Origin of the sequence: Mycobacterium sp. E2699 (genome assembly GCF_001666745.1) — a bacterium.
Taxonomy (GTDB): domain Bacteria; phylum Actinomycetota; class Actinomycetes; order Mycobacteriales; family Mycobacteriaceae; genus Mycobacterium.
Map to the genome: position 1 here is coordinate 21,458 of NZ_LZJH01000135.1, position 21,456 is coordinate 42,913.

21 protein-coding genes are annotated in these 21,456 nt (G+C 68.7%); 12 read left to right on the forward strand and 9 right to left on the reverse strand.

From position 1 onward, the window contains the following. The first annotated feature begins 38 nt into the window (after window positions 1-38). Window positions 39-596 carry a tat pathway signal sequence gene (locus A5696_RS23025; protein ID WP_067883304.1) on the forward strand — a complete coding sequence of 186 codons (558 nt, stop codon included), beginning with the start codon at window positions 39-41 and terminating at the stop codon, window positions 594-596. A 3-nt stretch (window positions 597-599) separates the two neighbouring features. On the opposite strand, the gene A5696_RS23030 is transcribed toward A5696_RS23025, so the two are convergent. Together A5696_RS23030 and A5696_RS23035 are read right to left on the reverse strand one after the other, a co-directional pair. Beyond that, a complete protein-coding gene (locus A5696_RS23030) occupies window positions 600-2,099 on the reverse strand; it encodes an FAD-dependent oxidoreductase (protein WP_067883305.1) in 1,500 nt (499 codons plus the stop codon). A 60-nt stretch (window positions 2,100-2,159) separates the two neighbouring features. Beyond that, window positions 2,160-2,909, reverse strand: a complete 750-nt coding sequence (locus A5696_RS23035) for a hypothetical protein (RefSeq protein ID WP_067883306.1) — start codon at window positions 2,907-2,909, stop codon at window positions 2,160-2,162. A 65-nt stretch (window positions 2,910-2,974) separates the two neighbouring features. Between A5696_RS23035 and A5696_RS23040 the strand changes: the two genes are divergently transcribed. The 3 genes from A5696_RS23040 to katG all read left to right on the forward strand — a co-directional run bounded on the left by A5696_RS23040 (window position 2,975) and on the right by katG (window position 7,039). Then, on the forward strand, window positions 2,975-4,225 hold the full coding sequence (locus A5696_RS23040) for an Ig-like domain-containing protein (protein WP_067883357.1): 1,251 nt from the start codon (window positions 2,975-2,977) through the stop codon (window positions 4,223-4,225). 141 nt (window positions 4,226-4,366) lie between these two features. Next, on the forward strand, window positions 4,367-4,807 hold the full coding sequence (locus tag A5696_RS23045) for a Fur family transcriptional regulator (RefSeq protein ID WP_197517055.1): 441 nt from the start codon (window positions 4,367-4,369) through the stop codon (window positions 4,805-4,807). A 48-nt stretch (window positions 4,808-4,855) separates the two neighbouring features. Further along, window positions 4,856-7,039, forward strand: coding sequence for a catalase/peroxidase HPI (gene katG, locus A5696_RS23050; RefSeq protein ID WP_067883307.1), 2,184 nt, complete (start codon window positions 4,856-4,858; stop codon window positions 7,037-7,039). A 129-nt stretch (window positions 7,040-7,168) separates the two neighbouring features. Here katG and A5696_RS23055 read toward each other — a convergent pair whose 3' ends face one another. Next, window positions 7,169-7,930, reverse strand: coding sequence for a DUF1906 domain-containing protein (locus tag A5696_RS23055; protein WP_067883308.1), 762 nt, complete (start codon window positions 7,928-7,930; stop codon window positions 7,169-7,171). A gap of 488 nt (window positions 7,931-8,418) precedes the next feature. On the opposite strand from A5696_RS23055, the gene A5696_RS23060 reads away from it, so the two are divergent. The 5 genes from A5696_RS23060 to A5696_RS23080 all read left to right on the forward strand — a co-directional run bounded on the left by A5696_RS23060 (window position 8,419) and on the right by A5696_RS23080 (window position 13,614). After that, window positions 8,419-8,775 carry a hypothetical protein gene (locus A5696_RS23060; RefSeq protein WP_067883309.1) on the forward strand — a complete coding sequence of 119 codons (357 nt, stop codon included), beginning with the start codon at window positions 8,419-8,421 and terminating at the stop codon, window positions 8,773-8,775. Between the two features lie 4 nt (window positions 8,776-8,779). Then, window positions 8,780-10,414, forward strand: coding sequence for a CHASE2 domain-containing protein (locus tag A5696_RS23065; protein ID WP_067883310.1), 1,635 nt, complete (start codon window positions 8,780-8,782; stop codon window positions 10,412-10,414). 155 nt (window positions 10,415-10,569) lie between these two features. Beyond that, entirely contained in the window at window positions 10,570-11,799 is a 1,230-nt protein-coding gene (locus tag A5696_RS23070) for a glycosyltransferase family 4 protein (protein WP_067883311.1), read from the forward strand. Then, the gene (locus A5696_RS23075; protein ID WP_067883312.1) at window positions 11,793-12,551 is read left to right on the forward strand and encodes a class I SAM-dependent methyltransferase; all 759 of its coding nucleotides are present in this window, start codon (window positions 11,793-11,795) and stop codon (window positions 12,549-12,551) included. The genes A5696_RS23070 and A5696_RS23075 overlap by 7 nt, the downstream gene beginning before the upstream one ends. Next, window positions 12,538-13,614 (forward strand): prenyltransferase, encoded by a 1,077-nt coding sequence (locus A5696_RS23080; protein ID WP_067883313.1) that lies wholly within the window; start codon window positions 12,538-12,540, stop codon window positions 13,612-13,614. The genes A5696_RS23075 and A5696_RS23080 overlap by 14 nt, the downstream gene beginning before the upstream one ends. On the opposite strand, the gene A5696_RS23085 is transcribed toward A5696_RS23080, so the two are convergent. Further along, window positions 13,595-14,272, reverse strand: coding sequence for a class I SAM-dependent methyltransferase (locus tag A5696_RS23085; RefSeq protein WP_067883314.1), 678 nt, complete (start codon window positions 14,270-14,272; stop codon window positions 13,595-13,597). The genes A5696_RS23080 and A5696_RS23085 overlap by 20 nt on opposite strands. A gap of 169 nt (window positions 14,273-14,441) precedes the next feature. Between A5696_RS23085 and A5696_RS23090 the strand changes: the two genes are divergently transcribed. Next, window positions 14,442-15,023 (forward strand): cutinase family protein, encoded by a 582-nt coding sequence (locus A5696_RS23090; protein ID WP_156738556.1) that lies wholly within the window; start codon window positions 14,442-14,444, stop codon window positions 15,021-15,023. On the opposite strand, the gene A5696_RS23095 is transcribed toward A5696_RS23090, so the two are convergent. Both A5696_RS23095 and A5696_RS23100 read right to left on the reverse strand, forming a co-directional pair. Next, window positions 15,020-15,979, reverse strand: coding sequence for an ANTAR domain-containing protein (locus tag A5696_RS23095; protein WP_067883316.1), 960 nt, complete (start codon window positions 15,977-15,979; stop codon window positions 15,020-15,022). The two genes, A5696_RS23090 and A5696_RS23095, sit on opposite strands and share 4 nt — an antisense overlap. Window positions 15,980-16,126: 147 nt before the next feature. Beyond that, window positions 16,127-16,327: a hypothetical protein gene (locus tag A5696_RS23100; protein WP_067883317.1), complete on the reverse strand. Its 201-nt coding sequence runs from the start codon at window positions 16,325-16,327 to the stop codon at window positions 16,127-16,129. Window positions 16,328-16,942: 615 nt separating this feature from the next. On the opposite strand from A5696_RS23100, the gene A5696_RS23105 reads away from it, so the two are divergent. Continuing rightward, the gene (locus A5696_RS23105) at window positions 16,943-17,782 is read left to right on the forward strand and encodes a family 16 glycosylhydrolase (protein WP_067883318.1); all 840 of its coding nucleotides are present in this window, start codon (window positions 16,943-16,945) and stop codon (window positions 17,780-17,782) included. Between the two features lie 11 nt (window positions 17,783-17,793). Here A5696_RS23105 and A5696_RS23110 read toward each other — a convergent pair whose 3' ends face one another. From A5696_RS23110 to A5696_RS23120, 3 genes are all read right to left on the reverse strand, one after another. Further along, window positions 17,794-18,660, reverse strand: coding sequence for a class I SAM-dependent methyltransferase (locus A5696_RS23110; RefSeq protein WP_369803383.1), 867 nt, complete (start codon window positions 18,658-18,660; stop codon window positions 17,794-17,796). A gap of 42 nt (window positions 18,661-18,702) precedes the next feature. Continuing rightward, the gene (locus A5696_RS23115) at window positions 18,703-19,536 is read right to left on the reverse strand and encodes an SAM-dependent methyltransferase (protein WP_067883320.1); all 834 of its coding nucleotides are present in this window, start codon (window positions 19,534-19,536) and stop codon (window positions 18,703-18,705) included. 139 nt (window positions 19,537-19,675) lie between these two features. Beyond that, window positions 19,676-20,359 carry a hypothetical protein gene (locus A5696_RS23120; RefSeq protein ID WP_067883321.1) on the reverse strand — a complete coding sequence of 228 codons (684 nt, stop codon included), beginning with the start codon at window positions 20,357-20,359 and terminating at the stop codon, window positions 19,676-19,678. 78 nt (window positions 20,360-20,437) lie between these two features. Between A5696_RS23120 and A5696_RS23125 the strand changes: the two genes are divergently transcribed. Then, window positions 20,438-21,454 (forward strand): NADP-dependent oxidoreductase, encoded by a 1,017-nt coding sequence (locus A5696_RS23125; RefSeq protein ID WP_067883322.1) that lies wholly within the window; start codon window positions 20,438-20,440, stop codon window positions 21,452-21,454. Window positions 21,455-21,456: the final 2 nt, after the last annotated feature.

The following is a 21,456-nucleotide window of genomic DNA, read 5'->3' on the forward strand; positions in this document are numbered from 1 at the left end:
TCGAATATCATTGACGCACACGGTATTGGGGGTGCGTGATGCGGGATCTGGAATCGAGCAGGCGTTCGTTGCTGATGGCGGCGCCATTGCTGCTTGCGGCGGTCGCCGCCGGCGACAAGTCGCGCAGCACGGGGCACCTGACGGATATCGATTTGTCGCCGCCGCCCGGCACCGGCCCGGACCCGGCCGAAACTTTCGTCCTGCCGTACGACAAGATCGGTTTCCAGGCGTGGGGCAACCTGCCGCCCCGCAGCGGCGAGATGGCGATGCTGTACGGGGATTTCAACCAGCCGGGACCCTACCTGGTCATGATGAGATGGAATCCGGGATGGTTCAGCGCGCCCCACACCTATGCCACAGACCGGATACAGGTCGTCGTATTCGGCACGTGGTTCGTCAACAGCGGCAATGACTTTCGGCCTCAGGACGCGGTGCCCGTCGGCCCGGGCGGTTACGTCAAGCGGACCGCCCGCACCCCGCACTACGACGGCGTCCCGGCGAATCAGCCCAACCCGGCCGTGATCGCCGTTTTCGGGGTCGGCCCGGTCGACATGCAGCTGGTCGACCCCGCCCAGCCGTCGTGGCGTCAGGTCTGACACCTAGGCGGTCAGGTCGCGGGTGGCCGGCCCTTCCAGCAGCGTTCCGTCCGGCGCGAACCGCGAGCCGTGCAGCGGGCACTCCCACGCCTCGTCGGCGTCGTTCCAATTCACGATCCCGCCCAGGTGCGGGCACACCGGCGACACGCGGTGCTCGGTGCCGTCCACGCGGCAGCGCGCCTCGAGGTGCCACGGCGGCCCGCTCACCACGCCGCCCTCGCCGTTGACGGGGCTGCGACTCCCGGTGCGCAGTACCGGCGTGATCCAGCCCTTCGCCAGGTCGAACCCCACCTCGGCGTTGAACTGCATGGCCGTCAGCAGACCCGACAGCTCGTGGGGGCTCCAACTGGCGAACGCCCTGGACCAGTCCATCCGTCCGCCCAGGATGCGGCTGGACAGGGCCAACGCCGCGGCGACACCGTTGGTCATGCCCCACTTGTTGAAACCCGTTGCGACGAAGATGGTTTCGGTGTTCGGCAGGATGGGCCCCACATACGGCAGGTGGTCGATGGGCGTGTAGTCCTGCGCCGACCAGAAGTGGGTCTGCACGGCGCCGGGATAATGCTTGCGCGCCCAGTCCGAGAGTTCCGCCAGGGATTTCGAGGGGCTCTTCTTACGGCCCACCGTGTGGCCGGCCCCGCCCACGATCAGCCGCTCCCCATCGGCGGTGGGCGCGTAGCGCACCGAGCGCGTCGGCGAGTCGGTGGAGATCATCATCGGCCGGGTGATGTTGCCGGGAACCTTGAACGCCAGGCAGTAGGACCGGCTGGGCTTCACCCGCGCGAAATAGCCGCCGCGGTCCAGGATCGGGATTCCGGTGGCCAGCACCAGCTGTCCGGCCTCGAGCTCGACATCGCGCTGCGCGGCGTCGTCGACGTGCACGCCCCCGCCGCGCCAGGACACCCGCCGGACCCGGGTGTGCTCGACCAGCCGTCCACCGCGCGCGAGTAGCTCGGTGGCCAGCGAGTCGAGGAACGGCATGGGATCGAACTGGGCCTGGTCGGGCAGCCGCACGCCGCCGTGGTACGGGAACGGCACGTCCGCGTCGTCGTCCCACACCGCGGGCAGGCCGACCGCCTGGCAGGCCTTCAGCTCGGCGCGGGCGGACAAGACGCCCTTCGCGGACTGGGCATAGGTGTAGGCGTCCTCGCGCTGCACCGCGATGCCGTGCGCCTCGCAGTGCTGCAGCACCCACTCCTGGCCCTCCCGGTTGCCGTCGACGTAGGCCCGAGCCACGTCCCGGCCGTGCCGGGGCAGGAGCCGCGACAGCTGGGTGCCCTGCAGCAGGCTGATCTTGGCGGTGGTGTTGCCGGTGGCGCAGGCACCGACGGTGCGCGCCTCCAGCACCAGCACGTCCATGCCGGCGCGGGCCAGCAGGACGGCGGTCGTCAGCCCGGTGATCCCGGCGCCGACGACGATGACGTCGGCGGTTCGGGGACCGTCATCAAGCTGGCTTGCAGCCCAAGGCTGTTCGGCTCGGTCGGCCAACCATAAAGAAGTCACGGCTGGGCTGATACCCGCGGATCACCGGCGAAAACCTGGCCGCCGCCCGCGTGGTCGCGGTCACGCCCGTTTTAGCTGCGCTTTTGCCTCTTTGACCGATTCGGCGGCGGCCCGGCCGGCCCGCTGCGCCTCGTCACAGGCGGCTTCGGCTTTGTCGAGTCGGCGTTCGGCGTCGCGCAGGACCGCGCGCGCTTCGTCGCGGCGCTGCCGGGCCGCGTCGCGGTCTGCCTTCCGCTCCGACAGGGTGGCGTCGGCCTCTGCCTTGGCCCGCTCGGCGTCGGCCAGACCTTTCTTCAGTTTCTCCTGGCGCCGCTCCGCGGCGGTGCCTGATCGCTCGGCGGGCGCCGCCTCGCCGACGCCGAAACCCGACCAGCTCTCGGGCTTGGCCAGCCGACCGAGCCGCTCGGTGATGTCGGGGTCGGCGATCGCGGCCTGCAACGTGCCGGCGACGTCCTCGCGCACCGACGCCGACGGCCGGTTCACCTCGGCCGCTGCCAGCGCGGCCCGGGTGAGTTCGTCGATCAGTTTGTGCTGCTCGGCCGACAGGGCGCGGATGCGTTCGCCGTCCATCTCGGCGTGCGCGGCCCGCAGGCGATCACCCAGGTCGGCCAGGCGCGCCTTGGTGTCCTTCCGGTCGAGCGCGAGCCGGTTGACGATCCAGGCCGCCGTGGTGGGTTTGCGCGCCGCCCCGATGTGTTTGGCGGCCGCCGCGTCGCCTTGCCGCTTCGCCTCGGCGACCAACTCGGCGCGCAGCGCGGTGAACGCGTCGGGCTCCGCCCAGTACAGACTGTCGAGTGCGTCGTCGGCCATGACGCCATGATCCCCCGCGGACGGCCTGACGTTTCGCCGCGAACGCCGTGGGCTACATGATGCTCATGCCCGCAAGCGACGCAAACAGGGGTTGGGCTCCATGGCCCCGCCGGTTCTTGTCGGCGTTGCTTGTGGTCCTCGGCGTGGTCGGCCCGACCCTGGTGGCATCGTGCTCGCGCCACGGTGCCGCATCGAAAGCGCCTGCCGCCGCCCAGATAACGATCACGCCGGGCACCGGCGCACACGACGTCGACCCGCTCGCACCGGTCATGGTGAAAGTCGACGGCGGGACGCTGACCGACGTCAGCATGGTCAACGAGAGCGGCAAATCGGTCCAGGGCGTGATGACGCCCGACAACACCGTCTGGAAGCCGACCGTTCCGCTCGGGTACGGGCGCACCTACACGCTGACGGTCAACGGCCGCGGACCCAACGGCGCTGCGGCCACGCAGGTTTCGACGTTCTCCACGCTGAAGCCGTCCAACCAGACGAAGGTCTCGTTCACCTCCACGTCCGAGGCTTCGCTGCACGACGGCGGCACCTACGGCGTCGGAACCGTGGTCGTCGCGCACTTCGACGAGCAGATCGCCGACCGGGCCGCCGCGGAGCGTCAGCTGAAGGTGACGACCAACCCGCCGGTGTCCGGCTCGTGGTTCTGGGTCGACGGCCAGAACGCGCACTGGCGCCCCGAGCACTACTACGCCCCGGGAACCACCGTCACCGCCGAGGCCAAGATCTACGGAATCGCGTTGGGTGACGGCCTGTTCGGGCAGGACGACACGCGGGTGTCGTTCCGGATCGGCGACGCGCACGTATCGATCGCCGACGACGCCACCCACCAGGTCAGCGTATTCAACAACGGGGCGCTGGTGCGCACCATGCCGACCTCGATGGGGATGGGCGGCACCGAAGACGTCGCCGGCCACACCATCTCGTTGTGGACCCCGCCGGGCGTCTACACCGTGCTCGGCAAGGGCAACCCGGTGGTGATGGACTCCTCGACGTTCGGGTTGCCCAAGAATTCGCGCCTCGGGTATCGCGAGACCATCAACTGGGCCACCAAGATCAGCACCGACGGCATCTACCTGCACGAGCTCGATGCGACGGTGTGGGCGCAGGGCCATCGGGACACCTCCCACGGGTGCCTGAACCTCAACGCCGACAACGCGAAGTGGTTCTACGACTTCTCGGTGCCGGGTGACGTGGTCGAGGTCCGCAACAGCGGCGGACCGCCGTTGACGCTTGCGCAAAATGGCGACTGGACGCTGAACTGGGACCAGTGGCGCAAGGGCAGCGCCCTGCAGCCGGCCTCCTAGACCCGGCTGTCGAATTGCGCTCGGGCACAACGCCCGTCGCCCACCGCTGGGCGTGTTGGCGGCCAACGTTCACCGGCTATTCGGCGACACTCCTTTTGTAAAGTCTTGACTGATTCAAAATTAGAGAGTGATATGGACCACGTGTCCTCATCGGCGAGTTACGCGGACCGGCTGCGGATGGCCGACCTGCGGGTGACCCGGCCGAGGCTCGCCGTGCTCGAGGTCGTGCACGCCAACCCGCATGCCGACACCGACACGATCTTCACCGCGGTGCGCGACGATCTGCCCGACGTGTCGCGCCAGGCGGTCTACGACGTGCTCAGCGCCCTGACGGCCGTGGGCCTGGTTCGCCGGATCCAGCCGCTGGGGATGGTCGCCCGCTACGAGGCGCGAGTCGGCGACAACCACCACCACGTCGTGTGCCGCTCCTGCGGGGTCATCGCCGACGTGGACTGTGCGGTCGGTGAGGCGCCGTGCCTGACACCCTCGGACGACAACCACGCTTTGGAGGGTTTCGTCCTCGACGAGGCCGAAGTCATCTACTGGGGCATGTGCCCCGCTTGCTCGACAGCAGATTCTTGATCACTCCGGTGATCACAGCCCGATTCACCTAACCCCGAAAGGAATGTTGTGTCCGAGAGCGAAAACCCGGTAATCCCCGCGCCCGAGCCCAAAGCCCATGCGCCCCTGACGATCCGGGACTGGTGGCCCGACCAGATCGACGTGTCGACGCTGCACCCGCACTCGCCGCAGGCCAACCCGCTCGGCGACGACTTCGACTACGCCGCGGAGTTCGCCAAGCTCGATCCCGAGGAGCTCAAGAGGGACGTCATCGCGGTGATGACGAACTCGCAGGACTGGTGGCCGGCCGACTACGGCCACTACGGCGGCCTCTTCATCCGGATGAGCTGGCACGCCGCGGGCACCTACCGCATCTTCGACGGGCGCGGCGGCGGCGGCCAGGGCATGCAGCGCTTCGCGCCGCTCAACAGCTGGCCGGACAACGTGAGCCTGGACAAGGCCCGCCGGCTGCTGTGGCCGGTCAAGAAGAAGTACGGCAACAAGATCTCCTGGGCGGACCTGATCATCTTCGCGGGCAACTGTGCGCTGGAGTCGATGGGATTCAAGACCTTCGGCTTCGCGTTCGGCCGCGAGGACGTCTGGGAGCCCGAGGAGATCCTGTGGGGCGAAGAGGACACCTGGTTGGGCACCGACAAGCGCTACTCCGGCAAGCGTGACCTCGCACAGCCCTACGGCGCGACCACCATGGGCCTGATCTATGTGAACCCCGAAGGCCCTGAGGGCAAGCCCGATCCCATCGCCGCCGCGATCGACATCCGCGAGACGTTCGGCCGGATGGCGATGAACGACGAGGAGACCGCCGCGCTGATCGTCGGCGGGCACAGCTTCGGCAAGACGCACGGCGCCGGCAGCGGCGACCTGGTCGGGCCCGAGCCGGAGGCCGCCCCGATCGAGCAGCAGGGGCTGGGCTGGAAAAGCTCGCACGGCACCGGCGTGGGCAAGGACGCCATCACCAGCGGTCTGGAGGTGGTGTGGACGCCCACGCCGACCAAGTGGGACAACACCTTCCTGGAGACCCTGTACGGCTACGAGTGGGAGCTGACCAAGAGCCCCGGCGATGCCTGGCAGTTCGTCGCGAAGGACGGCGCCGGTGCGGGCACCATCCCCGACCCGTTCGGCGGCCCGGGCCGCGCCCCGACGATGCTGGTCACCGACATCTCGATGCGCGAGTCCCCGATCTATCGGGACATCACGCGGCGCTGGTTGGACCACCCCGACGAGTTGACCGAGGCGTTCGCCAAGGCCTGGTACAAGCTGCTGCACCGCGACATGGGGCCGATCAGTCGCTATCTGGGGCCGTGGGTTCCCGAGCCGCAGCTGTGGCAGGACCCGGTTCCGGCCGTCGACCACGAACTGGTCGACGACAACGACGTCGCCGCGCTGAAGAAGAAGGTGCTCGACTCCGGCCTGTCGGTTCCGCAGCTGGTCAAGACCGCCTGGTCCGCGGCGTCCAGCTTCCGGCGCACCGACAAGCGCGGCGGCGCCAACGGGGCGCGGCTGCGCCTCGAGCCGCAGCGCAGCTGGGAGGTCAACGAGCCCTCCGAGCTGGACAAGGTGTTGCCCGCGCTGGAAAAGATCCAGCAGGACTTCAACGCGTCGGCGTCTGGCGGAAAGAAGATCTCGCTGGCCGACCTGATCGTGCTGGCCGGATCCGCCGCGGTCGAGAAGGCGGCCAAGGACGCCGGCTACGAGATCTCGGTGCACTTCGCGCCGGGGCGCACCGACGCCTCTCAGGAGAACACCGACGTCGAGTCGTTCGCGGTTCTCGAACCGCGGGCCGACGGGTTCCGCAACTACATCCGCGCCGGCGAGAAGGCCCCGCTGGAGCAGTTGCTGCACGAGCGGGCCTATTTGCTGGGCGTGACCGGTCCGGAGATGACGGTGCTCGTCGGGGGTCTGCGCGCGCTCAATGCCAACCACGGCGGCAGCAAGCACGGCGTGTTCACCGACCGGCCCGGTGTCCTGACGAACGACTTCTTCGTCAACCTGGTCGACATGGACAACGCGTGGAAGACGTCCGAGTCGGCGGAGAACGTCTACGAGGTGGTCGACCGCAAGTCGGGCCGGCTGAAGTGGACGGCCACCGCCAACGACCTGGTCTTCGGGTCGAACTCGGTGCTGCGTGCGCTGGCCGAGGTCTATGCCCAGGACGACAACGAGGGCAAGTTCGTCGAGGACTTCGTCGCCGCCTGGGTCAAGGTCATGAACGCCGACCGGTTCGACCTCAAGTAACGCCCGGATAGACGCGACGCCCCGCGGGCCGCTGGTTCGCGGGGCGTCGTGCGTCAAGAGGTCGTTCCCGCGACACGTAAACGACGCACACGACGCGCCGCCGGCGGTCGCAGACGCTTATGTCTGGGTTCAGCGCGGGAAGTCCCACTGGCCGTAGTCGGGCGCGAGCACGTCGTCGATGTCCACGTTGATCCCGCCCAGCAGCGGACTCGGGTTGGACGGGCTGTTGACCACGGCCTGATAGAGCACCGCCGCCGGTTCGCGCTCCCCGTTCGACCACGACCTGGTTTGCCACGCCCACCGGTGCCCCGGCGTGCTGGAGTTCCCTATCACACCGTCGCGGATCGCCCACCCGCAGGCGCGGGCATGCCCATAGACGCCGGTGCGGCCCACGCCCAGCACCGAGTTGATGCCCCGAAACCACTGCACCGCAGGGCCGTTCCACGTGTTCTCGTCGATGTTGTCGTCGACGCTGAAGAAGATCGGGGCCGAGGCCGTCCCCCCTGCCGCGTTGTGCAATTGCAGGGCGGTGTGCGCATCGGCCACGCCGCCGTCGTACCCGCGGGTGAAATCCGACGGGTCGGGCCAGCCCGGTTTGCCGTACTGGAAGTTGCTGACGATCTGAAGGCCCGCCGCCCGCAGCGCGTCCGCGTACTGGCGGGTGATGGGCTTGGCCTCGAAGTTCGCGCCGGGCCGCGACTCGGACACGTAGTTGACCACGCCGCCGTAGCCCGCCGCCTTGATCTCGTCCGGCGCGATCCTTTTCTCGGCGAAATCGATCAGCCGCACGTCGGCGGCCCGCGCCACGTCGTCCGGCGCGGCCGCCGCGCCCAGGCCCAGGAGAACCGGTGCGGCGAATTTGAGGACGTCGCGCCGTGAGACCGATCGCACGGCGCGATGGTAACAAAGTCAGATTCGGTGCTCGGCCTGGATGAATTGCGCGGCTTTCGGCGTCGAAGTGGTCCCGGTCGCCGCGGTGCCCGCGCCCCCACACCAAGATCTGGCGGCACGCGAGGGCGAGGCGAAGGGTGCAACCAGCCGGCTCGCCTAGGCCGGAGCTGACCGAGAATCGGACACACTCACCTGTGGGTTTACTCGGTACGATCGCGTTGGGTAGCTCCCCCAGTGGAGGGTGATTCATGGCCCTGAGTTCGCGCCGGCCGGCCATTGGATGGATCACGGCGGCGTCGGTTGGTCTGGTGACCGCCGGATGTCTGGCGTCGTGTGGTGTTAACAGTGCGGGCCAGGGGCCCGCTTCCTCGAGCCCGGCTCAGCCGGCGAGTGCCGGCGCGGAGGTTCGCCTCGCGTGCGGAACGTATTGCCAGAGCGCCGGCGGAATCGGTGGCACCGGGGGCACCAGTCGGCCGGCAGTCACGATTGTGGCCCGCGGAACCGTCACCCTCGACGCGGATGGCCACGTACCCGTGACCTTGACATGCAATCTGCCGGTGCAGTGCAGGGGTGCGCTTATCGTTGACCTGAACTCGATCAACGACGGCAGTCGCGGCCGATCGGACCTTCTGGTGAACGCGGGCGCGACGTCGACGCTCGGTGTATTGCTGCCGGCACCGTCGGTCGCCTATCTCCGCTCCCATGGCCCGACCACACTCGAAGTGACCGCCGACAGCGGCCAATCGCCGGGGACCGCCCACTGGGATCCCTCCGCTGCGGGTGGGCCGTGGGTCGGCGGAATCACGCCGGTCGACGTCAGGGGTCTGACGGTGGTCGCCGCGTGACGACGTGAAGCAGTCCAGGTTCCGCCCCACCCGCCGCGGCATGCTCGTCGGAGCGGTCGCGACCGTCGACGCGGTCCTGGTGCTGGTTCTCTATGCGGCGGGGGTTTTGGACAATGTCGAGCGGCAGAGCGTCGACGAGCGATTCGCATGGCGGGGAACAAGATCGCCCGGTAACGACATCGTGATCGTGGGCATCGATCAGACCACGCTGCAGGCGATGGGCACCCGGCCACCGCTGCCACGTTCGGCTTATGCCGAGGTGCTCGATCGTGTGCGCGCGGCGTCGCCACGCGTCATCGGCATCGACACGCAGTTCTTCGGGCGGTCCGATCCCTCGGACGATAAGACCCTGCTGGACGCCATCTCCCGCGACGGACCCGTCGTCCTGGGCACCCTCGTGGGGTCCCAGGGGCCGATCAAGGTGCCGGCAGATGTGGCCGACGCGCCGGGAGCGGTGGCCGCGAGCGTGGCGATCGACAAGGACCCCGGCGGTGTGCTGCGCCGGATGGGGTACGCGCAGGAGCGGCTGCAAACGTTCGCCGTGCGCACCGCCGAGATGTATCGCCGACAGGCGGTGAACCCGGGCGACTTCCCCGGCGGCGAGGCCTGGATCGACTTTCGCGGGCCCCCGGGCACGTTCCCGCACTACTCGTTCTCCGACGTCTTGGCAGGCACGATCCCGCGGACCGCGTTCACCGGCAAGGCGGTGCTGATCGGTGTCACCCTTCCGGTCGGCGAGGATGTGTTCGTCACTTCGGTCTCTCCGATTCCGATGCCGGGGGTCGAGGTCCACGCCAACGCGCTGTGGACCGTCCTCGCCGGCTTCCCGCTCAAGTCGGCGGGGACGCCGGCGGACGTCGCGCTCGTCCTCGCCCTCATCCTGATCCCCGCGGCGCTCGGCGCTCGCAAACCGAGCCTGTACACGCTGGCGGGATCGGTTGTCCTGCTGGTCGCCTTCGTGTTCGGGGCGCAGCTCGCGTTCAACGCGGGCTGGATCGTCACGGTCGTCTACCCCATCGTCGGTCTGCTGGCCGCCACGGCGGGCATGGTCGCCGCCGACGCATATATGGAGCGGCGGCAGCGGAAGGCACTCGAACTGGCGCTCGGGGACCTCCTGCCGCCGCAGAACCCCCCCGCCTTCTTCATCAGCTACCGGCGCGGCCAGAACACCTGGCAGGCGCGGGACATCCGGCGAGAGCTCGCGCGACGCTATGGAGACACCAGCGTGTTCATGGACACGTCGTCGATCGAATACGGCGAAACCTTCCCCGACCAGATCGCCAGTGCGATCAGGGGCTGCAGCGTCATGCTCGTGCTGATCGGACCGCACTGGCTCGAGCCCGGCGCCGGCGCCCGGCGCGTCGACGATCCGAACGACTGGGTGCGCCGGGAGGTCGAGGCGGGCCTGCAACGCCGGGAAGCCGTGGTGATCCCGGTGCTCCTCGACGGCGCCGACGTCCCGGCCGCGGCGCTGTTGCCCGAACCGATCAAGGGCCTGGCGACTCGACACGCTGTCGCGATCACCGGCGACGACCTCGCCGCCGACATCGACAACCTGCTGCGGTCCGTGGAGCGGGGCCGTCGAAGAGCTGCCCATCGGGACAGCGATGCGTCCGCCGTCGCCCCACATCAGGGCTAGTTGTGGGGCCGTCCGGGCTCGTTGCGTCATTTAGGTCGGCGAACTATAGTCTGGACACATGTCCAGTTTGCTGTCGCGGGGTTCGGGAGTCCGTTGAGAGCGATGGATTGGGGGGCGGTCGCCCGCGTTCTTTCGTCGGCGGATAAGAGTTGAGTATGCGAATTGCCCTGCTGTCCTATCGCAGTAAGGACCATTGCGGCGGACAGGGCGTCTACGTGCGCCATCTCAGCCGTGGCCTGGTCGAGCTCGGCCACGACGTCGAGGTCTTCTCCGGCCAGCCCTATCCGGAGCTGCTCGATCCGCGGGTGCGGTTGACCAAGGTGCCCAGCCTGGATCTCTACCGCGAGCCCGACCCGTTCCGGGTGCCGCGCCCCAGCGAGATCCGCGACTCGATCGACCTGCTGGAACTCCTGACGGTGTGGACAGCGGGCTTCCCCGAACCGCGCACCTTCACCATGCGCGTCGCCCGGCTGCTGGCCGAACGGGCAAGCGATTTCGACCTGGTGCACGACAACCAGAGCCTGGGAACCGGTCTGCTGGCGATCGCCGACGCGGGCCTTCCGGTGGTGGCCACCGTGCACCATCCCATCACCCGGGACCGGGTGCTCGACGTGGCGGCCGCGCGGTGGTGGCGTAAACCCTTGGTGCACCGCTGGTATGGGTTTTCCAAGATGCAGGAGCAGGTGGCGCGCCGGATCCCGGACCTGTTGACGGTCTCGTCGTCGTCGGCCGCCGACATCGTCGCGGACTTCGGCGTCTCCCCCGAGCAACTCCACGTGGTGCCGTTGGGGGTGAACACCGAACTTTTCCAACCGGGTTCGCAGCCCCGCCAACCCGGCCGGGTCATCGCGATCGCCAGCGCCGACACCCCGCTCAAGGGCGTCCGCACGCTGCTGCACGCGGTGGCCAAGCTTCGCACGCGCCGAGACCTCGAGCTTCGGCTGGTGGCCAAGGTCGAACCCAACGGCCCCACCCACAAACTCATCGCCGAACTCGGCATCTCGGATATCGTCCACATCACCAGCGGACTCTCCGACGAGGCGCTCGCCGCCCTGTTCGCCTCGGCCGAGGTCGCCTGCATTCCCTCTCTCTACGAAGGGTTTTCGCTGCCGGCGGTGGAAGCCATGGCGAGCGGGACACCGATCGTGGCCAGCCGGGTCGGCGCCCTGCCCGAGGTGCTGGGCACCGACGGCGCCTGCGCCGAGCTGGTGCCGCCGGCCGACGTCGACGCGCTGACCAGCGCGCTGGGCGAGCTGCTCGACTCGCCGGAAAAGCGCCGCACCATGGGCAGGGCGGGCCGCGACCGCGCGGTCAGCGTGTTCAGCTGGGAGGCGGTGGCCGCCCAGACCGTGCGGGTCTACGAGCGGGCGATCGCGCGATGCTGACGGTCAACTTCGACCGGCTCGGCATCGGGCCGGGCACCACGATGATCGACGTCGGCTGCGGGGCGGGCCGGCACGCCTTCGAGGCCTACCGGCGCGGCGCCGACGTGGTCGCCTTCGACCGCGACGCGTCCGAATTGCGTTCCGTCGACACCATTCTGCGCGCGATGGCCGAGGCCGGAGAGGCGCCCGCGACGGCGTCGGCGAAGGTCGTCCTCGGCGATGCGCTGAGCCTGCCCTACCCCGACGAGACGTTCGACTGCGTCATCGCCTCCGAAATCCTCGAACACATCCCGCAGGACCGCGTCGCCGTCGCCGAACTGGTCAGGGTGCTCAAAGTCGGTGGCACGCTCGCGGTCAGCGTCCCGCGCTGGCTTCCCGAGCGGGTGTGCTGGCTGCTGTCCGACGAATACCATGCCAACGAGGGCGGCCACGTGCGGATCTACCGGGCGAGCGAGCTGCGCGACAGGATCGCCGGCGGCGGAATGGAACTGATGCACGCCCATCACGCGCACGCGCTGCACTCCCCGTTCTGGTGGCTGAAATGTGCTGTGGGCGTGTCGAATCCCGAGCATCCCGCGGTGGCCGTGTACCACAAGCTGCTGGTGTGGGATCTGATGCGGCGACCCAAGGTAACCCAGCTGGCGGAGGCGCTGCTCAATCCGCTCGTCGGAAAGAGCGTCGTCATGTATTTCACCAAAAAGCCTGCGACGGAAAGTGAAGCGGCCCTGGGGTATTCAGTTGCATCGGGGTAGCGCGCCGGCCGTTCCGGGTGTTCTCACGCCCGAGCAATGCCGGCAAACCGCGCACTCGATAGCAGACGCCCAGGAGCCGTCGGGTGCCATTCCCTGGTTCGCCGGCGGGCATACCGACCCATGGGATCACGTGGAATGCGCGATGGCGCTCACGGCCGCGGGGCTGCTGGAGCCCGCGCGGGCCGCGTTCGAATGGAGCCGCCGCACCCAGCGGCCCGACGGTTCCTGGCCGATGCAAACGCGCGCCGGGGTCGTCGAAGATCCCAACAGCGACAGCAACTTCTGCGCATACATCGCCACCGGCGTGTGGCATCACGTCCTGATCACCGGCGACAAGTCGTTCGCGGCCCGGATGTGGCCGGTGGTGCACAAGGCGATCGATTTCGTCATCGACTTACAGTTCGGCTACGGCGAAATCGCCTGGGCGCAAAGCGATGACGGGCCGCTGCCGGAAGCCCTGCTGACCGGCTGCGCCAGCGTGTTCCACAGCATCCGCTGCGCGCTGGCGCTGGCGGCTCTGGTCTCCGAACCGCAGCCGGAGTGGGAACTGGCGCTGGGGCGCCTCGGCCACGCGATCGCCGCGCATCCGGAGGCGTTCACCGAAAAGGACCGCTACTCGATGGACTGGTACTACCCCATCCTCGGCGGTGCCCTGCGCGGGCCGGCGGCCGCCGCGCGCATCAAGGAGCGCTGGGACGACTTCGTGGTGGGCGGCCTCGGCATTCGCTGCGTCGGCGACCGGCCGTGGGTCACCGGCGCCGAAACCTGCGAACTGGTGCTGGCACTCGACGCCATCGGCCACCGTTCGGCCGCGCATCGGCAGTTCGCCGCGATGCAGCACCTGCGCGAGCAGGACGGGTCCTATTGGACGGGCCTGGTTTTCGCCGACGGTAAGCGCTGGCCCGAGGAACGCACCACCTGGACCGGGGCGGCGATGATCCTGGCCGCCGACGCGCTGTCGGACACCACCGCCGGAAGTGGGGTTTTCCGGGGGAACGGGCTGCCGATGGGGCTGCAGACCGACTTCGACTGCGAATGCGTGGTCAGCGGTCCGGGGTGGTGATGGGATCACCCGCCCACCCGCCGGTGCGTTCGAGCACCCGCAGTGACCCGGTGGCCGAAACCTCGCGGAACTGACCGGAATCCAGCGCGCGGCGATAGATGTGGTACGGCGGGCGCCCGCCGTCGCGCGGGTCCGGGAACACGTCGTGGATGAGCAGCGCCCCGCCGGCCTCCACCCACCGCGCCCAGCCGTCGAAGTCCTCCGTCGCGGCCTTCTCCGAGTGGCCGCCGTCGATGAACAAGAACCGCAGCGGTGTCCGCCAGCCGCGCGCCACCACCGGTGACTTGCCCACGACGGCCACGACGTGGTCGTCGAGGCCCGCGGCGTCGAGCGTGCGACGAAACGTGGGCAGCGTGTCGAACAGCCCGGTGACGTCGTCGACCAACGAGGCGTCGTGGTACTCCCAGCCGGGCTGGTGTTCCTCCGAGCCGTGGTGATGGTCGATCGTGTAGAGCACACCGCCGGTGTGTTGCGCGGCAGCGCCGAGCAACAGCGTGGATTTGCCGCAGTAGGTGCCGATCTCGACGCCGACGCCGCCGTTGAGGTACCGCAGCGCGGCGTCGTAGAGCGTGCGCCCCTCGTCGGGCGGCATGAAACCTTGCACCCGCTCGGCCATCGCGAACAGGCGCTCGGTGGAACTGACGTCGGCGCGGCTCATCAGCCGAACCTATCGGTCGGCCTCAGCGGCCATTCGGGGTGGTCAATGGCGAGCGGCCCGGTCGCGATCGCTTTACCATCGTGCTGTGCGCGTGTCCGCCCGCAAATGGGTTGATGCCGGCTTGGCGGTGGTAGTGATCGCAGCCGGGCTGACAACGCTGCCGTCCACGATGCCGCGCGCCGCCGCGGCGAGCTGTCCCCCGGTGCAGGTCGTCTTCGCCCGCGGCCGATACGAATCGCCGGGTGTAGGGGCGCTCGGCAACGCGTTCATCAGCTCGCTGCGCTCCAAGGTGTCGAAGAACATCGGCGTCTACGCCGTCAATTACCCCGCCGACACGCAGATCGACATCGGCGCCAACGACATGAGCCGCCACATCCAGAGCATGGCCAACGACTGTCCCAACACCCGCCTGGTGCTGGGCGGGTACTCGCTCGGCGCGGCGGTCACCGACGTGGTGCTCGCGGCGCCCATCAGCGCGTTCGGATTCGACAGCCCCCTGCCGCCGGGGATCGATCAGCACATCGCCGCCGTCGCGCTGTTCGGCAACGGAAGCCAGTGGGTGGGTCCGATCACCAACTTCAACCCGATCTACAACGACCGGACGATCGAGTTGTGCCACGGTGCGGATCCCATCTGCAACCCGGCCGACCCGAACACCTGGAAAGAGAACTGGCCGCAGCACCTCGCCGGCGCCTACATCGATGCGGGCATGGCCAACCAGGCCGCCGACTTCGTCGCCGGCAAGCTCTAACCGACCAATTGGGCGGCCAGCTCCTCGAGCGCGATGCCGCGCTGGGCCGCGAGCGAGGCGAGCACGTCGCCGGCGTGACTCGGTTCGACGCCATAGCGGTCCGAAAGCAGTCGGGCCGCGGCGGCGACGGTGGCCGACGGGTCGACCCGGTCCGGGGTCCGCCGGGCGCTGGCGCGCTTGGCTTTGGCGGCCGCGGCCTGATGGACCTCGTCCGCTATCAAAGGCAGCACCGTCTCGTCGTACCACCGCAGCCAGCGACCGCACTGGCCGGCCAGCATCCGGACATGCCGCAGGTCGGCCTCGCCCGGGACGGCATCGCGGCGCCGTTGATGGGTCGACACGATGCCCAGGACCTTCCCGTCGCCGTCGACGATAGGGGTGGACACGCATGAGCGGACGTCGTTCGCCTGCAATATCTCCCGGGCGGATTCGCTGAACAACGGCGAGCTGTCCACGTCGGCGACCACCACTTGCCGGGCATCGACGAACGCGCGCCCACACGGCGTTCCATGTTCGTCGAGGTAGCTGAAGGCGTCGACGAACTCCTGACCGAAACCCCGCTTGCCTTCGATCTGCAGCCCACCGTGCAGGGGATCGCGCAGCTGAACGGTCGCCCGCTCGGCGCCGCAGCGGGTGAGCGCGGCGTGCATCAACTCCGCGAGCACCTCGCTGCGGTTCGAGCACGCGCGGCCCCCGATCGTGAATGGCAACGGCGGGGGCGGGCCCGTGGGCCGCGTTCGCCCGTCGCCTCCGGGCGACAGCAACTCGGAGGCGACGGCGCGCAGCTTCGCGTTGCGACGCTGCGAGACGTCCCGCAATACCTCGAAGGCCGCCTGCTCATCCAGCCCATAGCGGTGCTGAAGTGCCGCGATGGCGAGACGGATAGTCGTGCGCGACAGCCTGGCCCCCAGCGGCAGGATGGCTGTCTTGGGTGCGTCGCCGGTTGTGAGAGCCATCGGGTCCCCCTCGCCCCGCACGGAGCGTGTCAATGAACACCCGGGGGACCGACTGCTTGATCAACCCAGAACTGGCTGGACCATACACCATGGTCACCGTGTCGTTGGTGGTTTTTCCGGTTCCCGGCCGTCGGGCCTGCGGCGATCTCAGGATTCGTACGTGACCTGATACCAGTGGCGCACCGGCTTGTGGCCGGCGTCGGCCTGACCGGTGTCCGTCGCGCTCACCACGTTGACATCCGTCACGCCGGGATTGTGCGCCTCGATGTAGCGCTCCAGTTCGCGCAGAAGTGCACTGTGCGGTTGGGCCGGGTTGGCGAGCGCCTTCGTCCTGCGTGTTTCTGCCACGCGCAGGATTATCCCCCGGCATCGGCGTTCTCGCAGCGTTCGTTAATTGCCCGTCTGGGACGCGATTCCGTTATTGGTGATCGGGGACGCTCGGCGGCGAAATGCCGGATACCGCAAAAGGTGCGGCGGCGTTGTTTATCGCGATGTGGCGTCGGCGGCTTCAGGCCGGGGTATCGCCGTTCGAGTAGAGCTTGAAGTCGCGGACGCCCGGCACGGCCCTGCCGCCGGCGGCGGCGCGTCGGGCCAGGGACGACGGATGGCGACGCATTGCCGCCCGGCGCTCTCGTTCTTGCCGCCGAGCCGCGATCCACGCCGGATGGGATTGAAGGAAAATAACCGTCGCCCCCGGTGCATCCGTCACGATTTCCATCTCCTCCCGAGCGACCTGCAAAACCTACCAACAGTGGTTATCGGTTCGTGATTCCAGAATGCCCTGGGGATCCTGAGACCAAACCACGCGCCAACGTGAGAATTGGCCATGAATTTTGGCGCAATCCAAAACCACTACCCGCCGCCGTCCACTTTCCGCCGGCCGCGATCCACACCCTGACGACGGCCACCGACAGGTTTCCCGTTTCGCGCCCGGAGGGCGCCGGCTGCTATCGTGCCTTGCTTATGCCGGAGATCGACCGCCGCCGCATGATGCTGACTGTCGGGATCGGGGTGCTGGCAGCCACGCTGCCGGTCGCCGAGGCCCGCGCCTACCCACGCCGACGAGAGCCCGAGGTTCCGCCGCCCGCCGCGCCCAGCGGCCAGCCCGCAAGCTACATCTTCTCCGACGAATTCGACGGCCCGGCCGGCTCGGCCCCCGATGCGTCGAAGTGGGCGGTGGCCAAGGCCCGGGAGACGATCAAGGACCCGACATATTGGGAGCAGCCCGACCACATCGGGCAGTACCGCGACGATCGCCGCAATGTCTTTCTCGACGGCAACTCCAACCTGGTGCTGCGTGCGGCGAAAGATGGTCCCACCTACTACAGCGGCAAGGTGCAAAGCCTGTGGCGTGGCGGTGTGGGCCACACCTGGGAGGCCCGGATCAAGCTCAATTGCCTGACCGCCGGCGCCTGGCCCGCGTATTGGCTCGGCAACGACGACCAGGGCGAGATCGACGTCATGGAGTGGTACGGCAACGGCAACTGGCCCTCGGCCACCACCGTGCACGCCAAAGCCAACGGCGGCGAGTGGAAGACCCACAACATCGCGGTGGACAGCGCCTGGCACACCTGGCGCACCCAGTGGGACGCCGCAGGCATCCGGTTCTGGAAGGACTACACCGACGGGGCCCAGCCGTACTTCGACGTGCCGGCGAGCTCGCTTCCGGATTGGCCCTTCAACGGCCCCGGCTACACCGTTTTCCCGGTCTTCAATCTCGCGGTCGCCGGGTCGGGCGGAGCGGATCCGGGGCCGGGCACGTACCCCGCCGACATGCTCGTCGACTGGATCCGGGTCTGGTAGCCGGTCGGCACTCAGCCGAAGTCGAGCAGGGTGTAGGCCCCGCGGAATGGCTTCGTAGGGCCGAACCGCCAGAACGCGGGGAACAAGGTCCCGAAGAACACTCCCCGGCCTTTCGGCATCGGGATGTCGTGCACTGCCCGCACTCCCGGCATGGTGTTCGCCAGGTCGGCCAGTTGACGCACCGAGAGGCTGAAGGGCATCGGCGGCACCCGGTAGCGCCGGGACGACAGCAAACCTCGCGGTGCAAGCCTCTTGACGAAGGTCGGCGGCAGGTCGAAGAACATCTGGCCACCGGGAAACCGTTCGGCGCATTGGGCGATCAGTCCCATGGCCTCGTGCGGTTGCAGGTACATCAGCAGACCCTCCGCGGTGATGAACACGCCCTCGCTGCTGTCGATCCTGGGTATCCAGCTGTAGTCGAGCGCCGACTGCGCCAGTTCGGTGATCCGCGGGGAACGCGGCAGCAAGCGCTGTCGAAGTTGGATAACGGGCGGCAAATCTATTGACACCCAACGGAACTGGGCGTGCGGCAGCGCGTTGTCCAGGCGCCAGAAGCTGGTTTGGAGACCTTCGGCGAGTGCGACGACCGTTGCCTGGGGGCGCTTGCGGAGATAGCGGATTGCGCACCCGTCGACGGCCAACGAGCGCAACGCCATCTCCTGGCCTTTGCGTCCGAATTTCTCGAAATCGAAGTCGATCGCCTCGACGAGCTCGATCGCCATCGGGTCGTCGATGATCGGGTCCGGGCGGGCCGCCTGGTGGGCCCTGCCGTGGAGCGTCAACAGCGCGGTTTCCGAGACGCCCGTCAGCATCCTGGCGTCGAGCTTGTCGTCGGCTCGACTCATTCCGGCGTCATCGCCGAAAACAGGTCGTTCCATCGCACCTCCTGAACTGTCCGGTCCGGGTGGCCGGCGGGCGGGTCAGTGGGTAAGCAGCGCCGTCGCGCTCCAGACCCTGCCGCCCGGGTGACGCGGGTCCGGCTCGGGCAGCCAGAGCATCGGGCGCATCCACAGCGGCAGGCGGCGGAACCGGTGGGCGGCGAGATAGAGCGCTTGCACGTCCACCGCGCGCCAGCCGAGGGCTTCGAAGAAGGCCACTCCGTTCCGGGGCGCGAACTTGAACGGCGCGTTCTGCAGCATGCCGGCCATTGTCTTGTTCATCTTGTCCTTCAGGCCGGGACCGGCGAAGTCGAGCATCCACCAAGCGATCTCGGGTCGGGTGAATGCCGCCGACAGCCCGACGACGTCGCTGTCGTCCAGGTACATCAGCAGGCCTTCGGTCAGCACCAGCGCTTTGCGTGCGCCGGCCAGCGCCTCGTCGAGGAAAGCGGCCCGGGCCGCGCCGTCGGCGAGGTCGACGGCCGTCCGCGTCAACCGGCATCGCGGCGCTTGGTCGGCCAGCAGCTGCGTCTTCTCCTCGAGCAACTTCGGCAGATCCGCCTCCACCCACGTCAGTTCGGCCGGTAGGGCCAAACGGTAGGGCCGGGTGTCCAAACCGGCGGCCAGGTTCAGGACGCGGTCACACCCGTCCGCGATCGCTGCGGCGATGGTGTCGTCGATGATCTTGGTGCGTGCGACGAGCCACCAACCGCTGCGCGTCGATCGCGGCGCCTTGGCGACGATCTCCCGGCCGTGTTCACCCGCGAGACGCTCGGCGAGTGGGTCGGCGAAAAGCGCGTCGGGGCGGGCAGATTCGGTCGCCCGGTGCAGCGCCGTCCACCGGGCCGTGTCCGAGACGTGAGTGATCGAGGTCATGGGCCTGACATTAGTAGTTGCGAATTGGCGACACAGGGGAAGCTGCCCCGCTGCCCGCGAGGTGCTGCGCGAGTCGCTCGGGGCCGACGAACACCTACAGGAAGTTGGCGCGCCGAGGCACTTCGAACTCAACCCCGGCCTATTGACCGGCCTTGGGTCCGGCGAACCACGCCTCCGTCACGGTCCGGGTCTGCGGCGGCGGCAGGACGGCGTCGGGCGCGCCGATCTGGCCGACCTTGACCGTCCAGGCAGGAGACGAGCGGTCGATGCAACTGCCGGCGCCCTGGCTGGGCAGCCACAGCACCGCGGTATTGCCGCCGCCCCCGGGACCGCACCCGTAAACCGCGACATACCCGTCGGCGCGGCCACCCCAGGCGCCGCCGTTGCGGAACAGGCAGTGCGTGCCGTCGTCGAGCGCCAGCGCGAACGGGTCCGGGGTGGCGGTCGCCGTCACGGGCGGGAGCGGACCGCTGTATGTGACGCGATGCATGCTCTTGTCCCAAGGATTGTCCACGCACAGAAGCGATCCGGGCGTCGACGGCCAACAGGTGCCGGCGCCGGCCGCCGTCGGCGAGCAGTAGTACACGTTGTCGGCCACCGCCGACGGGGACGGCGTCGTGCAGTCGCTGGCCTGGCCGACGTTGCCGGGTCCGGACGCCACTTTGTAACCGTTGATCGGTTCGCCACCGGGTCCGACCGCCACGACGGTGATCTGCCGGGTGGGTGGCGGGTCCGCGGCGGCCGACCCGGCCGGCGCCAACGCCGCCGCTGTCAGCACTGCCGGCCCGGCGACGGGGACCAAGATTCGCGACACCACGTTCATCGAGCCAATTTTGCGTCCGGCGAACGCGTTTTTGAAGGGCAGAGCGTCAATTCGACGCGGGTCCAGTACGGTGCGCTTATGCCCGATCGAAACCGCCGCTTCCTGCTCCGCGAACGCCCCACCGGGCGCATCGGCCCGCAGACCTTCGAGTTGAGCGAGGAGGCCATACCCGAGCTCGGCGACGGGGAGGCGCTCGTTCGCGTCGACTGGATCTCGCTCGACCCGACGAACCGGATGTGGATCAACGACACCCCGACGTATCTGCCGCCGGTTGGCATCGGCGAGGTCATGCGCGCGGCCGGCCTGGGCGAAGTCGTCGCGTCGAAGAGTCCGAACTATGCGGTCGGTCAGACCGTGCAGGGTCTGCTCGGCTGGCAGGAGTACGCAGTCGTCTCCCCCACCGCGTTCGTGATGCCCGTCGACGTCGCCGAGGGCATTTCGCCGAGCGCCTACCTGGGTGCGCTGGGATCGACCGGGCTGACCGCGTGGGTCGGCATCCGCGACATCGGGAAGCCGAAGCCGGGCGAGACGGTCGTGGTCTCGGCCGCGGCGGGCGCCGTCGGGTCGGTCGCCGGGCAGCTCGCCAAGGCCGCCGGCGCGCGTGTCGTCGGGATCGCCGGCGGACCCGAGAAGTGCGCCCTGCTCACCGACCAGCTCGGCCTCGACGCCGCCGTCGACCACCGCGCCGGCGACTGGGCGGCCCAGCTCGCCGCAGCCACCCCCAACGGCATCGACGTCGACTTCGAGAACGTCGGCGGCGACATCATGGACGCGGTGTTCGCGCGGCTGAATATTGGTGCGCGCGTTGCGCTTTGCGGTCTGATCTCCGGCTACAACGCGGCCGATCCGCCGCCGGGGCCGCGCGCGTTCGGCAACCTGCTCATCCAGCGCGCGACGGTGCAGGGCTTCATCGTGCTGGACCACCTCGGTCGCGCGCCGGAGGCGGCCAACGAGATCGCCGGCCTGATCGCCGCGGGCAAGCTCACGCCGCTCGAGACGGTCGTCGAGGGCTTCGAGCAGTTGCCCACGGCCATCAACATGCTGTTCGACGGCAAGAACGTCGGCAAACTCGTGGTCAAAACGGATCCCCGCTGACG

What these genes read in the sequence shown, in the direction of transcription:
- A5696_RS23040 (WP_067883357.1), top strand. Translation starts at nt 2,975, where the DNA reads ATGCCCGCAAGCGACGCAAACAGGGGTTGGGCTCCATGGCCCCGCCGG.
- A5696_RS23125 (WP_067883322.1), top strand. Translation starts at nt 20,438, where the DNA reads ATGCCCGATCGAAACCGCCGCTTCCTGCTCCGCGAACGCCCCACCGGG.
- A5696_RS23110 (WP_369803383.1), bottom strand. Translation starts at nt 18,660, where the DNA reads ATGGAACGACCTGTTTTCGGCGATGACGCCGGAATGAGTCGAGCCGAC.
- A5696_RS23120 (WP_067883321.1), bottom strand. Translation starts at nt 20,359, where the DNA reads ATGAACGTGGTGTCGCGAATCTTGGTCCCCGTCGCCGGGCCGGCAGTG.
- A5696_RS23035 (WP_067883306.1), bottom strand. Translation starts at nt 2,909, where the DNA reads ATGGCCGACGACGCACTCGACAGTCTGTACTGGGCGGAGCCCGACGCG.
- A5696_RS23115 (WP_067883320.1), bottom strand. Translation starts at nt 19,536, where the DNA reads ATGACCTCGATCACTCACGTCTCGGACACGGCCCGGTGGACGGCGCTG.
- A5696_RS23025 (WP_067883304.1), top strand. Translation starts at nt 39, where the DNA reads ATGCGGGATCTGGAATCGAGCAGGCGTTCGTTGCTGATGGCGGCGCCA.
- A5696_RS23075 (WP_067883312.1), top strand. Translation starts at nt 11,793, where the DNA reads ATGCTGACGGTCAACTTCGACCGGCTCGGCATCGGGCCGGGCACCACG.
- A5696_RS23090 (WP_156738556.1), top strand. Translation starts at nt 14,442, where the DNA reads ATGCCGCGCGCCGCCGCGGCGAGCTGTCCCCCGGTGCAGGTCGTCTTC.
- A5696_RS23085 (WP_067883314.1), bottom strand. Translation starts at nt 14,272, where the DNA reads ATGAGCCGCGCCGACGTCAGTTCCACCGAGCGCCTGTTCGCGATGGCC.
- A5696_RS23105 (WP_067883318.1), top strand. Translation starts at nt 16,943, where the DNA reads ATGCCGGAGATCGACCGCCGCCGCATGATGCTGACTGTCGGGATCGGG.
- A5696_RS23070 (WP_067883311.1), top strand. Translation starts at nt 10,570, where the DNA reads ATGCGAATTGCCCTGCTGTCCTATCGCAGTAAGGACCATTGCGGCGGA.
- A5696_RS23095 (WP_067883316.1), bottom strand. Translation starts at nt 15,979, where the DNA reads ATGGCTCTCACAACCGGCGACGCACCCAAGACAGCCATCCTGCCGCTG.